The 14,512-nt window shown below is 63.2% G+C and carries 11 protein-coding genes; 3 read left to right on the forward strand and 8 right to left on the reverse strand.

Going from position 1 to position 14,512, the window contains the following annotated elements; all coding sequences use genetic code 11:
- Positions 1–12 precede the first annotated feature (12 nt).
- Positions 13–288, forward strand: a complete 276-nt coding sequence (locus tag FW789_RS13120) for a polyhydroxyalkanoic acid system family protein (RefSeq protein ID WP_101315693.1) — start codon at positions 13–15, stop codon at positions 286–288.
- A gap of 135 nt (positions 289–423) precedes the next feature.
- Here the strand turns inward: FW789_RS13120 and FW789_RS13125 are convergent, their stop codons facing one another.
- A complete protein-coding gene (locus tag FW789_RS13125) occupies positions 424–5,151 on the reverse strand; it encodes a hypothetical protein (protein WP_446431541.1) in 4,728 nt (1,575 codons plus the stop codon).
- Between the two features lie 196 nt (positions 5,152–5,347).
- Here FW789_RS13125 and FW789_RS13130 point away from each other — a divergent pair, with 196 nt between their 5' ends.
- Both FW789_RS13130 and FW789_RS13135 read left to right on the forward strand, forming a co-directional pair.
- Positions 5,348–5,767 carry a phasin family protein gene (locus FW789_RS13130; protein WP_446431542.1) on the forward strand — a complete coding sequence of 140 codons (420 nt, stop codon included), beginning with the start codon at positions 5,348–5,350 and terminating at the stop codon, positions 5,765–5,767.
- Positions 5,768–5,777: 10 nt separating this feature from the next.
- Entirely contained in the window at positions 5,778–6,530 is a 753-nt protein-coding gene (locus FW789_RS13135) for a phasin family protein (protein WP_446431543.1), read from the forward strand.
- Between the two features lie 70 nt (positions 6,531–6,600).
- On the opposite strand, the gene FW789_RS13140 is transcribed toward FW789_RS13135, so the two are convergent.
- The 7 genes from FW789_RS13140 to hslV all read right to left on the reverse strand — a co-directional run bounded on the left by FW789_RS13140 (position 6,601) and on the right by hslV (position 14,322).
- Positions 6,601–7,215: a TetR/AcrR family transcriptional regulator gene (locus tag FW789_RS13140; RefSeq protein WP_186701207.1), complete on the reverse strand. Its 615-nt coding sequence runs from the start codon at positions 7,213–7,215 to the stop codon at positions 6,601–6,603.
- Positions 7,216–7,219: 4 nt separating this feature from the next.
- Complete coding sequence (phaC, locus tag FW789_RS13145; protein WP_340613191.1) at positions 7,220–8,902, reverse strand: class II poly(R)-hydroxyalkanoic acid synthase; 1,683 nt, start codon at positions 8,900–8,902, stop codon at positions 7,220–7,222.
- A gap of 87 nt (positions 8,903–8,989) precedes the next feature.
- Positions 8,990–9,841 (reverse strand): poly(3-hydroxyalkanoate) depolymerase, encoded by an 852-nt coding sequence (phaZ, locus tag FW789_RS13150; protein WP_186701205.1) that lies wholly within the window; start codon positions 9,839–9,841, stop codon positions 8,990–8,992.
- Between the two features lie 55 nt (positions 9,842–9,896).
- The gene (phaC, locus tag FW789_RS13155) at positions 9,897–11,576 is read right to left on the reverse strand and encodes a class II poly(R)-hydroxyalkanoic acid synthase (RefSeq protein WP_101315706.1); all 1,680 of its coding nucleotides are present in this window, start codon (positions 11,574–11,576) and stop codon (positions 9,897–9,899) included.
- Positions 11,577–11,928: 352 nt separating this feature from the next.
- The gene (locus FW789_RS13160; RefSeq protein WP_103435770.1) at positions 11,929–12,306 is read right to left on the reverse strand and encodes a gamma-butyrobetaine hydroxylase-like domain-containing protein; all 378 of its coding nucleotides are present in this window, start codon (positions 12,304–12,306) and stop codon (positions 11,929–11,931) included.
- Positions 12,307–12,371: 65 nt separating this feature from the next.
- Positions 12,372–13,718: an ATP-dependent protease ATPase subunit HslU gene (hslU, locus tag FW789_RS13165; RefSeq protein ID WP_101315710.1), complete on the reverse strand. Its 1,347-nt coding sequence runs from the start codon at positions 13,716–13,718 to the stop codon at positions 12,372–12,374.
- A 73-nt stretch (positions 13,719–13,791) separates the two neighbouring features.
- Entirely contained in the window at positions 13,792–14,322 is a 531-nt protein-coding gene (hslV, locus tag FW789_RS13170; protein WP_101315712.1) for an ATP-dependent protease subunit HslV, read from the reverse strand.
- Between the last annotated feature and the right edge of the window lie 190 nt (positions 14,323–14,512).

A 14,512-nucleotide genomic window follows, 5' to 3' on the forward strand; every position in this document is an offset into this window, starting at 1 on the left:
AGGATTGCCCGCATGACCCAGATCAGCGTTGAACGCAAACACGCCCTCGGCCGCGAAGCCGCCCGCGCCAAGGCCGAGGCGCTGGTCGACAAGCTGACCCGCGAATATGGCCTGGAAGCCAACTGGCAGGGTGATCGGGTCGAAGTTTCGCGCAGCGGCGCCAAGGGCAGCGTCGAGATCGGCGACGACCTCATCCGCGTGCAACTGAAGCTGGGCATGATGATGTCGATGATGAGCGGCACCATCAAGGGCGAGATCGAACGGGCATTGGACAAGGCCCTGGCCTGAGCCTCCAGTGTTGAGGCATGTGCCGCTGAGCTGCGCCCCAAATGTTGGACACCCGTCCACTTTTGGGGCGCAGCTCACCTTGCGTCGCGATGGGCTGCGCAGCCGCCCCAGTACCGCCACGCTCAGTGAGGCGTGCTATGGGGCGGAAAACGGGAACAGGTCTTCGATCTGCTCCAGGCGTAGATCCCCGCGGTAGATGCGCACCCGCTCAGCCGGGTTTACCGTGCGCTGCAGTTGTTCTTCCCGGCTCATCGCGCGTGGCTCCCAGAACTTCAGGTGGCCCTTGGCAAACGCGCGTGGCGCGGCTTGTGCGCTGGAGTAATGGAAGTGCGCTTCCCATAGCTGCTGGTGCGGCGTCGTGCGGTTGATGGCATAGACATCCAGGTAATCCTTGTCCTTGAGCCGTTTACGCAGCGTGGTCGGCACGCGCTGGATCTGTACCTCGCCTTGCGCCACCAGAAAGTGCAACGCCTGGCTGTCAGGGTGGCGGGTATCAAGGTAGGCCTGCGTCAGCAGGCGGCGCTTTTCACTTTGCATTTGCTCGATGGCCTCACGCAGTTGGATGGCAAGCGCTTGCTCTTGGCCGGCTTCAAGCTGCGTGGCAATGCCGTCCATGTCCTGGATGTGCCAGTCCAGCAGGTCGGCGAGGCTGTTGGGCTCGTTCAGGTAGCGGGCGGCCAGTGCGAGCCTGGCGTCCTTGCGCGCCAGCAGGCTTGAGCCAACGCGGCGCAGGTAGGCGTTACCGGGCGGGGTCGGCGCTGTCTTTGGCGCCTCGTCCCATTGGCCGTCACGCTGCTCGTAGTGGCTGACCGCCTGGTCGGTGACGGGGTCATGCTGGACAGCCTGCGTGCCTTGATCGTTCTGCTCGGCGAGCAGCGGCTTGCCGCGAGCGGTGCGGATCAAGCGACGGTTGCCCGGTCTTTCCCTGTGGGTCATCGGCGCAATCTGGGGCGTGGCGCCACTGTCGTTGTCGCGCAGGTTGTCGCTTAACTGTTCCACGGTCAGCGCTTCCAGTTGGGAAAGCTCGCGGATGTATTGTTCGACCCTGGGCTTGTCCACCGCAGGCTCGTCGAGCGACAACAGTTCGTGGGCCTTGCCTAGCGAGGCCCGGTATTCGCGCAATGCGTTGTCCAGCACCTCTACGCGCTCGGCAGACGTCAGGGCGCTCCCTTCGAGGCCGTCATGGCTGAGCAATGCCTGCTGGAAGTCCTTGTTGCGAAGGCCCACCTGCAGGCGCAGCAATGCTTCGAAGTTTTCCGGTCCCAGACGCGTCCTGTCCACCACCAACTGGGCGAGATCGCTGAAGATCTGCGCACGCACGATGAGGGTCGAATAGGTGCGATAGGCAACCGCCTTGCGCATCTTGACCTGCTTGTTCTCGAACTGGATCCGGTGGTCGGCGAAGATCGTGCGAATGTTGGCGTCTAGCCTCTCGCTCACGGTGAGCAGGCGCCGATGGGTGGTGAGGGCCGTGGCAACGTTACGGCGAAACGTGACGACGAAGTCGATCTGCCCCGGCTCGCTAGGCAGGGGGGCGAGTTCACGGGATTGCTGGTTGAGGACGTCATAATCGGTCAGCTCCAGTAACCGTTGATAAAGGTACTGATCGTTGTTGATGAGCTGCTCGTACCACTGGCTGACGGCATAGCTCGAGCGGCCTTGAGGATCCATACGCTGGTACTGCGGCTCGCCGAGCTCAGTGAACAGGGCGATATTAGACTCGATGATCGCCGCCTGTTTCTCGAAAATGGACGCCAGGATTCCGATGATGGGGCGGTGTTGCCTGCGCTGTGCATGCAGGTTTTCCAGACGGATGCGCAGATCATCCGGGAGCGCTGCGCGCGCATCAGGCGGCAGTTTTTCCATGTCGCTTCGAAAAGCTGCGGCTTCTTGATCATAGGCGCTGAGCAACTGCGCATTGCGTTCTGCCAGCGGCACCAGCTTGGTCAGCTCGCTGTCGTTGTTGCGGCGACGCTCCTGCAGCGAGTTGAAATGATCTACTTTCTCTGCGACCGCCTGGCGCCTGCTTTTCGGCATCCCGCCGGCCAGCCTCAGGTCGAGCCGCCACTCGCCGTTCCAGCGAGTTATCCAGGGGCCCTGGGCACGTTCTCGATCTGGCAGGTAGTAACCATCCGGCGCGCCGCCCCACTGCCCCGACCATTCACTCTGGTTCTGCTCGGGACCGATGACACGGACACCGGCAAAGGTCTCCTGGACTTCATAGGGCTCGTGCTCCAGCGCCACATAGTGACGCTCATTCACCTTGAACAGGCCGCGCAGGCGGCCGTGCGGCTCGGCGCTGTGCCCGGCGAGGGAGATCCTTGCGCGCAGGCCGGCCAGCGTCTCACGTTGCCCCGCGGTCAAATGGCCAAGGCCTTGCCCACCCTGCCAACCACTCACCCGCAAAGGTGCCGGACGGCCTTGGCCGACGGGTTCCTGCCAGGGCGCCGGAGAGGGCTCCTCACGGTTGAGCGTGGCGCCGGGTTCGTGCGGTCTGGGCCCTTCGAGACGGGGCTTGAGCGGTGTGGACAGTGTGTCCGGTTGCGCCCCGCTGGCATGACCGTGAACCAGCAGCATGGCCAGGTTGGTCAGTACGTCAGTGACAGCCAGGGCTTTCTCTTCAGGCGTACCCCGCTCCAGCGCGGCGAGGTCATCCTTAAGTGCCACCAGGCTGATGATCAGCCAGGCCACTGACGCGGCTGGACCGCGTAGCACCGATGCGACCGTGTTGAAGGCCAGCCAGGCCAGTTGGCTGATCAGTGCCCAGCGTTGTTGAGCGTTGGAGACGCTTTGCCTGGACGCCAGCAGCAGCAGGGCCTTGCCGCGGGCCTGGAACATGTGCTGGTCAAGATCGCCCTGCCAGGCGCTGAAGCGCACCCTTGCCGGCTGGCGCAATCGGCTCAGCAGTGCATCCAGCATGTCTGCAGGGGCCAGCAGGTGCGCCAGTTCCGACAGATTACGGTGCAGGTGCGGTCGCTGGAAACCACCGTCTTCGTAGATCGCGCGAGCGTCGTCGTCCATCCAGGCCAGCATGTCTTGCTGCAGGGGCTGATCGGCGAGAACGCTGTCCATCAGTTGCTCAAGGTCGTCGAATTCGCGTACGACCTGCTCGTTGCAAAGCGCCCGGTAAAGCACCCAGGGCCCGTTCGCCTGGAGCCGGATCAGGAACATGCCCTGGACCTCATTGGCCGCAGCCGCTTGCGGCGCACAGAGAAACGCCAGCGGGGCGATGGCGTGGACGCTGGAGCGATCCTCGGGCCGGTCACAGAAATCGGCCAACGCCTGCCAGCTGCGGTCCCGCAACTGGCCAGCGATCTTCGCCTGGAGGGCTCCGAGCAGCAGATGGCTGCGCCATTCGCGGGCGTGCAGCCGCACTCGGTGGGCCGTGTTGCGGGCATCCTGCAGCGCGGCGTTGACGTACGCCGGGTAGCGACCGCCGATGTCGACTGTCCGTATTAAGCTGTCGACATACTCAGGAGTCAGCCATTGAGGCGGTTGCGAGCCGTCGGCCAGAAGAATGCCGGTCACCGCTTCATGCTCGCCGACCTGCAGGCGGGTAATGGCCAGCGCGGTGAGCGACTCGGTTCTGAGGTATTGAAGCTCGAAGGTCAGCGAAGAGGTCTGCACCCTTTGGGCAATGCTCGCCAGCACCTGGTCTGGCTGTAACAGCCTCCCTTGGGGATGATCCGCGTGCATCTGTTCACGCAGGCAGCGTGAGGCGTACTGGTTGAGGTCTTCGATATCACCCCACGAGGTCTCGCCTTTGGCCAAGGCTTGGCTGGCGGCTAGCTGGAGCATGGCTGTCTGGTACTGGAAACGATCGCCCGCGCTGGCCTGGGCCAGCCAGCCCGGTACTTCGATGGTGGGGTGGGCCGCTGGCTGCCACGGCTGATCGAGAAAGCCGGCCGCAGGGTCACTGAGCAGGCTCAGCGCCGCTTCAAGTTCACGCGGGGTAGCGATATCGGCCAGTCGCAGGCGGCCAATCTCATCAAGGATGCCATTAAGCAGCTGGCGGGCCTGATGTGCGAACGCATCCTCCTCCAGCGGCGCCTTCGCCCACACCATCGATTCGAAGCGATACCGCTGTGCCAATTCGTCGCGCAGGGCGCAGGCGAGGGCGGACAGGTCGTGGTAACTGTGCACGGTGCCGGTGGGCTTGCACCAGAGCAGCAAGTCACGATCGGCGTGGCGTGCGCAGAGCAACGTGCTGCTGAGTGAGAGGCAGTGCTCGACCCCCGCGCTGTTCAGCCTGACCTGCAGGGCATGGCACGCCAGGCCATCGCTGCGCCCCTCGAGCAAGCCGTACAGCACGCTCTTCTCGGCGTCGCCGAGGCCCTGGCGCTGGATGTTGGCCAGCAGGTTTGCTTTCAATAACTGTTGCATCCAGCGCAGAGCGGAGATTTCCGAATCGTCGGGGGCGTTCCAGAAGCCGATCTGGGCTTGCTGGAAGCTGTCGATCACGCAGGCCAGCAGGGCGTCGAAATCCGGGTTGAGGTCGGCCATGCGCAGATCGATCTCTGGCTGGCCTGGTCCGGCTTGCTGCGGGTGAAACACCTGTCCCGTTGCCAGGCTGAGCTGATCGGTCGGCGCCAACGCCATGCGATTTCCGCTGAGCAGGTGGGCGATCAGCGTGTCGACCAGCGGGCTTTGCCCAGGCCCTGCGCCGGGGGCTTGGGCGTGGATAATGCTGAAGCCTTCGAGCGATTCGAGCTGAGGGTAGCTGGTACGAATCCACGGATAGCGCCTGGCAAGCGTCTCCAGACCTTCGTGGGCAATGACCTGGCGCAGGGTGGGGCGGTTGGCGAAGCGCGCCGCGACGAGGCGTTTGACCGAAGCGATGGGCGTTGGGGCGGCAAGCGGCATGGTGCGGGTCTCCAGTGCGAAAGGAGCTCGTACGCTAGGCCAGCGGCCGTGGTGGCCTGCGGTAAATACATCAAACGTGGGCCTGGCCGTTGCGGTTGCGTCGCTTAGGGTGAGAATTCTAATTTTTCTGCATACCGTTGTGCTCAAGCCCGAAGTCCGTGGGCAGTTCCTCCATCCCCTATGAGCGAGGCAGAGCATGGCCAAGATCAATCTGAAGAAAAAAGACGACGCCCAAGGCTCGCTGGACGAAGTGCGTAACTATGCGCGCAGAGTCTGGCTGGCAGGCCTGGGCGCCTATGCCCGAGTCGGCCAGGAGAGCACCGACTACTTCAAGGAGCTGCTCAAGGCTGGCGAAGGCGTCGAGAAGCGTGGCAAGAAAGTCATCGACAAAAAGCTCGATGCCGCCAACGAGCAGATCGATGAAGCCGGTGAAGAAGTCAGCCGCGTACGTGGCAAGGTTGAAGTTCAACTCGACAAAATTGAAAAAGCTTTTGATGCGCGTGTCGCGCGTGGCTTGAATCGCCTTGGCATTCCGTCTAAACATGACGTTGAGGCGTTGTCCATCAAGTTGGAACAACTCCACGAATTGCTCGAGCGTGTCGCGCGCAAACCATAAGGAGAGCAGGATGGCTGGCAAGAAAAATATCGATAAAGAAGGCGGCTCCTGGATCGGCGGAATCGAGAAGTACTCCCGCAAGATCTGGTTGGCTGGCCTGGGTATCTACTCCAAGGTCGATCAGGACGGCCCCAAGCTGTTTGATTCGTTGGTCAAGGACGGCGAAAAAGCCGAGAAGCAGGCGAAGAAGACCGTTGATTCGGCGGCTGATGAAGCCAAGTCGGCAACCTCTTCGCGCGTTGCCGACGTCAAGGAGCGCGCGCTGGGCAAGTGGGGCGAGTTGGAAGAAGCCTTCGACAAGCGCCTCAACAGTGCTATCTCGCGCCTCGGTGTACCCAGCCGCAACGAGATCAAGGCGCTGCACCAGCAGGTCGACACGCTGACCAAGCAGATCGAGAAGCTGACTGGCGCGTCGGTGACGCCGGTGTCCAAGGCGGCCGCAGGCAAGTCCGCCGCCAAACCCCTGGCCAAGGCGCCGGCCAAGCCTGCCGCTAAAACCGCAGCAGCCAAGCCTGCGGCGAAACCTGCAGCAGCCAAACCTGCCGCCGCCAAGGCAGCCGCCAAGGCAGCGGTGGCCAAGCCGGCAGCAAAAGCTGCAGCCAAGCCTGCCGCGGCGAAAAAGCCCGCCGTGAAGAAAGCGCCGGCCAAACCGGCAGCGGCCACGCCAGCTACAGCACCCGCCGCCAGCTCGACGCCAGCGACTGGTTCGGCCAGCGCCGGCGATACCCCGTCGGCGCCGCTGAACGCCGCTAGCCAAGGCTGATGTCAGCGCGGGGTCAACCGCAGCGATCACTCGCCGCTGTTGTCCCCGCGCTTGCCATGGACACTGGCGCTCAACCCTCCAGATACTTCATCGCCAACTGCTCCGCCGCTCGCCGCGCGGGCACTTGCAGGTGCGGTGCTACCAGCATCATCACCTGATACACCACCACCCCGACGTCGGCCGCGCGGCCGATCACGCGCTGATAGTCCAGCGAGAACATCAAGGTCATGGTGATCTGCTCGACCAACTGCCCCAATGCCTGGGTTTCACTGGTGACTTGGCCGTGCGCCTTGAGGCTGGCCAGCAGCGCCGCCAGGGTGCGCTTGATCGCGTTGATCAGGCTGCGCATGCCGCGGGCCAGCTTGGGCAGGCGCCCGGTCAGGTTCGACAGGTCCTGAAACAGGAAACGGTACTGGGCCATGCGCTCGACGATCAGGTGCAGGAACAGCCAGTAGTCCTCGGCGTCGAGGCGCACGTCCAGCGGCGGATCGAGCAGCGGCATCAGGGCCTCTTCGAAGCGCTCGAACAGGCCGTTGACCAACGGCTCCTTGCCGTGGAAGTGGTAGTACAGGTTGCCCGGGCTTATGCCTAGCTCGTTGGCGATTTCCAGCGTTGACACATTCGGTTCGCCCTGCTGGTTGAACAACTGCAGGGCACATTCAAGGATACGGTCACGGGTCTTCATCGAGTCAGCGCACCAATACGTAAGTGCCAGGTGCCGGCGCCAGGGGTGGATAGGTGGTGTTGCCCAGGCTGCTGCGCGGAGCCTTCAGCGGCCCCGAGCGCTGGCCGATCCACTCCAGCCACAGTGGCCACCAACTGCCTTCGCTGCGCTTGGCATCATGGAACCAGGCGCGCGGGTCGCTGCTCAGGCGTGGGTTGTCGAGATAGTAGGCCTTTGGGTTGCCGGGCGGGTTGATGATGCTCTGGATATGGCCGCTGTTGGCCAGCACGAAGCGTTGCTTGCCGCCGACCAGCAGCGCCGAGCGGTACACCGCATCCCAGGGTGTGATGTGATCGTTGCTGCCGGCGACATGAAAGCTGTCCAGCTCGACCTGCTTGAGATTGATCGGCGTGCCGCACACCTCCAGGCCATCGGCGTGGGCCAATGGGTTGAGCTTGAAAAAGTCCAGCAGGTCGCCATGCAGTGCTGCCGGCAGCCGCGTGCTGTCGGCGTTCCAGTAGAGAATGTCGAAGGCCGGCGGGGTCTTGCCGAGCAGGTAGTTGTTGACCCAGTAATTCCAGACCAGGTCGTTGGGCCGCATCCAGGCAAAGACCCGCGCCACTTCGGCGCCATCGAGCACGCCGCGCTGGTACGAGCGGCGCTTGGCCGCTTCGACTGTCTGCTCGTCGGCAAACAGGCTGGCCGGGCTGTCGAACTGGCTGTCCAGCAGGCTCACCAGATAGGTCGCACTGCGCACCTTGCGCAGTTGCTTCCTGGCCTGCAGATGGCCTTGCAAGGCCGCCATGGTCAGGCCGCCGGCGCAGGCGCCGAGCAGGTTCGGGTCGCGGTTGCCGGTAATGCTGCGGCAAGCATCGAGCGCTTCTTCCAGCGCCTGCACGTAGCTCGACAGGCCCCATTCGCGATGACGCGGTTCCGGGTTACGCCAGCTGACCATGAACACCTGCAGGCCGTTCTTGAGCATGTACTGGACGAAGCTGTTGCCGGGGCTGAGGTCGAAAATATAGTACTTGTTGATCTGCGGCGGCACGATCAGCAGCGGCCGCGCATGCTGTTGCTCGCTCATCGGCTGGTACTGGATCAGCTCCAGCAGCTCGTTGCGAAACACCACCGCGCCGGGCGTGTTGGCCACGTTGCCACCCACGGCGAAGGCGCTCTGGTCGACCTGGCGCGGCATGCCGTCGTTGTGGCGCAGGTCGTCAAGCAGGTGGCCAAGGCCGCGCAGCAGGCTCTGCCCGCCGGTGTTGAGCAGCTCTTTGACGGCCAGCGGGTTGAGCAGCGAGTTGCTCGGCGCCAGCGCGTCGTTGATCTGGTTGAGCAGAAACTGCGCGCGGGCGCGATCATCTGCCGACAGTGAACTGTGCTCGATCCACAGCCGCGATTGTTTCTGCCAGGCCAGATACGCCTGCAGGCCGCGTCGGTACAGCGGGTTGTCCTGCCAGGTCGGGTCAGCAAAGCGGGTGTCACGCGGGTGCGGCTGTAGCGGTGAATCGCCGAGCATCACCCGGCCCAGTTGGCTGCCCAGAGCGAGCAGGTGGCGGGTGGTGTGCAGCGGATCGCGCAGGCCCTGACGGCCAACCTGGCGCAGTGTCGAAATCAGGTCGCGACCGCGCAGGCCGGTGATGGCGTTCTGCACATTCATCACCGTGACCGGGGCGGGTGAGTTGCCTTTGGCCGGCTTTTCTTGCATGACAACACTCCCTCGTTGTGATGGCGTCGGTTGCACCAGCGCGGTCGCGGCGTCACTGCCCGCCCAGCGCCAGATGCACAGGCGTTGCTAGGTGCCGCTGGCGGGGCGCGGGTGCATCCGTGCGCGCTGCCGTTCCTGCTCGAGAAACTTCATTATGATCGGCGCCACCGCTTCGGCTCGGGTAATCAGGAACAAGTGGCCGTCGTCGATGATGTGCAACTGGGCGTTGGGGATGCGCCAGGCCAGCAGGCGCATGTTGATCAGTGGAATCAACGGGTCATCGTCACCGGCTAGCACCAGAGTCGGCTGGCTGATCTTGTGCAGCCAGTGAATGCTGGTCCAGCCAAGGCCGGCAAACAGTTGCCAGTAATAACCGAGCTTGCCGCCCGAGCGCACTTTTGCGGCATGCCGGGCAGCCAGTTGCGGGTCGCGGCGAAACGCGCCGCCGTAGATCAGCGGGGCGATACGCATCACATGGGATGGCTGCACATAACGCCGCGGGCTGGCCATCATCCACAGCACCTTGGGCTTGCCCGGCACCATCACCGCGCCGGCCGCCGTGGCCGCCAGCACCAGCTTCTTGCAGCGCTCGGGGTAATCATGGGCGAATTGCTGGGCGAGGGCGCCGCCCCAGGACACGCCGATGACGTTGACCTGGCCGTAGTCGAGGTAGTCGAGCATGCGCGCGGTCAGCTTGGCCAGGCCAGGAAAGCGATATGGCTGGCGCGGCGTCGATGAGCCGCCCACGCCGGGCACGTCGAAGGCAATTACCTCGAGGTCCGGGTCAAGCGCCTCGATGAATGGAAACACCAGCTCAAGGTTGGCGCCGATGCCGTTGAAGATCAGCAACGGCGTCAGGTGCGGCTTGCCTGGGCGAACCGCCGTGCGGATGGACTGGTCGTCCAGCTCGACGGTGCGAAAAACATAGGGTTGCGGCATGCGCGAAACTCTGTGAGGAACGAAGCGCCACGGCGCTAGGCCGTAGCGGTCATGCTCAACGTTCGTGAACGTAGGTGCCCGGTGCAGCTTCGCCGGCGACATAGGCCCGATTGCCCAGCCGCGCTGGTGCTTTTTTCAGCTCGCCCGCACGCTCGCCGAGCCAGGCTTGCCAGTGCAGCCACCAGGAGTCGGCGTGCTTGATGGCGTTTTCCTGCCAGGCCAGCGGGCTGTCCGGGCGATCTTCACCGGTCATGAAGCGCGCCTTGGGGTTGCCTGGCGGGTTGAGGATGCTCTGGATGTGGCCGCTGCTGGACAACACGAACTCGATCTTGCCACCGAACAGATGCGCCGAGCGGTAGCAGGCCTGCCACGGCGTGATGTGGTCGGCGGTGCCGGCCAGGCTGTAGATATCGCACTTGACTTGCTTGAGGTCGATGGCCGTGCCGCACACTTCCAACGCTTGCGGGCGGGTCAGCGGGTTGTTCTTGAACATCTCTATCAGGTCGCCGTGGAAGGCCGCCGGCAAGCGCGTGGTGTCGTTGTTCCAGAACAGGATGTCGAACACTGGCGGCTCGTTGCCAAGCAGGTAGTTGTTGACCCAGTAGTTCCAGATCAGGTCATTGGGGCGCATCCAGGCAAACACCTTGGCCATGTCGCTGCCTTCGAGTACGCCGGCCTGGTAGGAGTGGCGCTTGGCTGACTCCAGGGTCTGCTCATCGACAAACAGCGCGACCTGGTTGTCCATGGTGGTGTCGAGCACGCTGACCAGCAGGGTCAGGGCGTTGACCTTGTTCTCGCCGAGCGCGGCGTAGTGGCCGACCAGCGCGGTGCAGGTGATGCCGCCGGAACAGGCCCCGAGCATGTTCAGGTCCTTGCTGCCGGTGATCGCCAGCACCGCGTCGACCGCTTCCTTGAGCGCATCGATGTAGGTCGACAGGCCCCATTCGCGCTGGGCCTTGGTCGGGTTGCGCCAGCTGATGATGAAGGTCTGCTGGTGCGAGCGCAGGCAAAAGCGCGCCAAGCTCTTGTCCGGGCTCAGGTCGAAGACGTAGAACTTGTTGATCTGCGGCGGCACCACCAGCAACGGCCGGGCGTGCACTTGTTCGGTGATCGGCCGGTACTGGATCAGCTCGAGCACGTCGTTGCGAAACACCACTGCGCCTTCGCTGGTGCCGAGGTTCTTGCCCACTTCGAACGCGTCCTTGTTGACCTGGCTGGGCATGCCGCCATTGCTGACCATGTCCTTGGCCAGGTTGGACATGCCATCGAGCAGGCTCTTGCCGCCGGTTTCGAAGAAGCGTTTGACCGCTTGCGGGTTGGACAGGGTATTGGTCGGCGACATGGCCTCGGTCATCAGGCCGATGACGAACTGGCCGCGGCTGATGTCCTGTGGCGACAGGTCGCTGGTGCTGATCCAGTCGTTGAGCTCCTGGCGCCAGGCCAGGTAGGTCTGCAGGTAGCGTCGGTACAGCGGGTTTTGTTGCCAGGCTGGGTCATTGAAGCGGCGGTCGTCGCCGGCCGGTTGCAGGCTGGACTTGCCCAGCAGCACGTTTTTCAGTTCCAGGCCAAAGTGAGCGACGTGCTTGGCGCTGTGCAACGGCTGGCGAATGGCCTGGCGCAACACCGTACGCGCCGTGCTGAGCAGATCCTTGCGGCGAATGCCGATGATCGGGTTCAGGCCCAGGGTGTTTTCCGAGGCCTGGCGCTGCAAGTCATCGTTGTTCTTGTTACTCATCTACGACGCTCCGTTGTCCTGAGACGAGTACCGGCTGGCTGAGGCAGATACGCAGCACATGCCGGTACAGATCGCTCGGGTGACCAGTGATAAGGAACAGCGCTGCGGCGAGCGGATGCGTAGTGGTGATGAGCTGCGGGGGATTCTGCGTGTGAAGACAGCCTGCTTTCGCTCGCGACCTCTACAACAACCGGCTCGGCCCTGCTTGGCTGAATGCAATGCAGGGAGCTTGCCAGCTCCATTGGTTACCCGACTTTCATGTATTGCGCAAGACAGCCCAAACCCTGGCTGGCATCAAGCCATTCAAGCAGAGCAAATTAGAAAATGCGCTCTAAACATGACAATCCTTGCGCTAGAGCATCAGCTTAACCACCGATTCGGCAGGGTCGCGGGATTTTCCGGCCTTGCGCAGCTCGTCGAGATAGTCGGCCCACAGCTCGGCCTGACGCAGGCTGAGTTGTTCGAGGTATTCCCAGGTGAACAATCCGCTGTCATGGCCGTCGTCGAAGATCAATTTCAGTGCATATTGGCCGGCCGGTTCCACGCCGATGAGGCCGACGTTGATCTTGCCGAATTGCAGGATGGGTTTGCCGTGGCCCTGGACCTCGGCGGAAGGCGAGTGCACCCGCAGGAATTCGGCGGGCAGATGGTAGACCTCGCCGGGGGCGTAGGTCAGGGCGAGGGTTTTCGAGGCTTTGTGCAGGTTGATGGCGGTGGGCAGGCGGGGCATGGGTCAGGATCTCTGTAGGAGCGGCCTTGTGTCGCGAAAGGGCCGCAAAGCGGCCCCCGACGGTCTTACAGAATATACCGCGACAGATCTTCGTTCTGCGCCAGCTCACCCAGATGGCCGTTGACGTACTCGGCGTCAATCCGGATCGGCGTGTCGTCATGCGCGCTGGCCAGGTCGCCAGCACTGAACGAAACCTCTTCGAGCAGACGTTCAAGCAGGGTGTGCAAACGACGCGCACCGATATTCTCGGTCTTCTCGTTGACCTGATAGGCAATCTCGGCCAGACGCTTGATGCCGTCGGCCGCGAACTCGATGGTGAGGCCTTCGGTCTTGAGCAGCTCGCGGTACTGTTCGGTCAGCGACGCGTGCGGCTCCTGCAGGATGCGCTCGAAGTCTTCCGGGGTCAGCGCCTTGAGTTCGACGCGGATCGGCAGACGGCCTTGCAGCTCGGGTACCAGGTCGCTCGGCTTGCTCAGGTGGAATGCACCGGAGGCGATGAACAGGATGTGGTCGGTCTTGACCATACCCAGCTTGGTGTTGACCGTGCAGCCTTCGATCAGCGGCAGCAGGTCGCGCTGTACGCCTTCACGGGAGACATCGGCGCCGCCGACATTGCCGCGCTTGGCCACCTTGTCGATCTCGTCGATGAACACGATACCGTGCTGCTCGACCGCTTCGAGGGCCTTGGCCTTGAGCTCTTCTTCGTTGACCAGGCGGCCCGCTTCTTCTTCGCGGACCATCTTCAGCGCTTCCTTGACCTTGAGTTTGCGCGACTTGCGCTTGCCCTTGCCCATGTTGGCGAACAGGCTCTGCAGCTGGTTGGTCATCTCTTCCATGCCGGGTGGAGCGGCGATGTCGACGCCCATGCTCTCGGCTACTTCGATCTCGATTTCCTTGTCGTCCAGCTGGCCTTCGCGCAGGCGCTTGCGGAACAGCTGACGGGTGTTGGTATCGCTGCTCGACGGCGCGGCTTCTTCGGCAAAGCTGCTTGCGCTGCGGGCCTGTGGCAGCAGTGCATCAAGTATCCGGTCTTCGGCGGCATCTTCGGCGCGATGGCGCACACGGATGATTTCCTGCTCACGGAACAGCTTCAACGCAGCGTCGGCGAGGTCGCGAATGATCGACTCGACGTCGCGGCCAACGTAGCCGACTTCGGTGAACTTGGTCGCTTCGACCTTGATGAACGGCGCGTTGGCCAGCTTGGCCAGGCGACGGGCGATCTCGGTTTTGCCGACGCCGGTCGGACCGATCATCAGGATGTTTTTCGGGGTGACTTCAGCGCGCAGCTCAGCCGGCAGCTGCATGCGCCGCCAGCGGTTGCGCAGGGCAATGGCGACGGCGCGTTTGGCGTCGTCCTGGCCGATGATATGGCGGTTGAGTTCGTGGACGATTTCGCGGGGGGTCATGGACATGATCTATTCGGTCCTCAGGCACAGTAATCAGTGTGGAAAAGTCCCGCGCTGAGCGGGACGCCAGAACAACTGATCACTCGGCCAGGTCCTGCTCCTCGATGGTCAGGTTGTGGTTGGTGAACACGCAGATGTCACCGGCGATGTGCAGCGCGGTTTCGGCGATTTCGCGAGCCGACAGCTCAGTCTTGTTCAGTAGTGCGCGGGCAGCGGCCTGGGCGAAGGCGCCGCCAGAACCCATGGCGATCAGGCCGTCTTCTGGCTCGACCACGTCACCGTTGCCGGTGATGATCAGCGAGGCGTCCTTGTTGGCCACGGCGAGCATGGCTTCGAGGCGGCTCAGGGAGCGGTCGGTACGCCATTCCTTGGCCAGTTCGACGGCGGCGCGAACCAGGTGACCCTGGTGTTTTTCCAGCTGGCCTTCGAAGCGCTCGAACAGGGTGAAGGCATCGGCAGTGGCCCCGGCGAAGCCTGCAATGACCTGACCGTGGTACAGGCGGCGGACTTTTTTCGCGTTGCCTTTCATCACGGTGTTGCCGAGGGATACCTGGCCGTCGCCCGCCATGACGACTTTGCCGTGGCGGCGGACTGAAACGATGGTAGTCAAGGGAGAGTCTCCACGCAGCGGGGCGAAAATGCCTGATGCAGACTCATATGGGGGGAGGGGGGAAAGATTTCAACCTTGGCGGATGGATGGTTGGCTTCAGGCCCAAGCGATGCCCGATGGGGTACGCGGTCAGCGTAGATACCGTCTTGACCCTCACCCCGCAAGGGCGATTTGGGGGTCAAACGGTTTT

It is taken from the genome of Pseudomonas sp. 1121_17, from assembly GCF_052850745.1.

Coding starts and splice junctions, on each gene's coding strand:
- FW789_RS13120 (WP_101315693.1), top strand. CDS start 13: ATGACCCAGATCAGCGTTGAACGCAAACACGCCCTCGGCCGCGAAGCC.
- FW789_RS13125 (WP_446431541.1), bottom strand. CDS start 5,151: ATGCCGCTTGCCGCCCCAACGCCCATCGCTTCGGTCAAACGCCTCGTC.
- FW789_RS13130 (WP_446431542.1), top strand. CDS start 5,348: ATGGCCAAGATCAATCTGAAGAAAAAAGACGACGCCCAAGGCTCGCTG.
- FW789_RS13135 (WP_446431543.1), top strand. CDS start 5,778: ATGGCTGGCAAGAAAAATATCGATAAAGAAGGCGGCTCCTGGATCGGC.
- FW789_RS13140 (WP_186701207.1), bottom strand. CDS start 7,215: ATGAAGACCCGTGACCGTATCCTTGAATGTGCCCTGCAGTTGTTCAAC.
- phaC (WP_340613191.1), bottom strand. CDS start 8,902: ATGCAAGAAAAGCCGGCCAAAGGCAACTCACCCGCCCCGGTCACGGTG.
- phaZ (WP_186701205.1), bottom strand. CDS start 9,841: ATGCCGCAACCCTATGTTTTTCGCACCGTCGAGCTGGACGACCAGTCC.
- phaC (WP_101315706.1), bottom strand. CDS start 11,576: ATGAGTAACAAGAACAACGATGACTTGCAGCGCCAGGCCTCGGAAAAC.
- FW789_RS13160 (WP_103435770.1), bottom strand. CDS start 12,306: ATGCCCCGCCTGCCCACCGCCATCAACCTGCACAAAGCCTCGAAAACC.
- hslU (WP_101315710.1), bottom strand. CDS start 13,718: ATGTCCATGACCCCCCGCGAAATCGTCCACGAACTCAACCGCCATATC.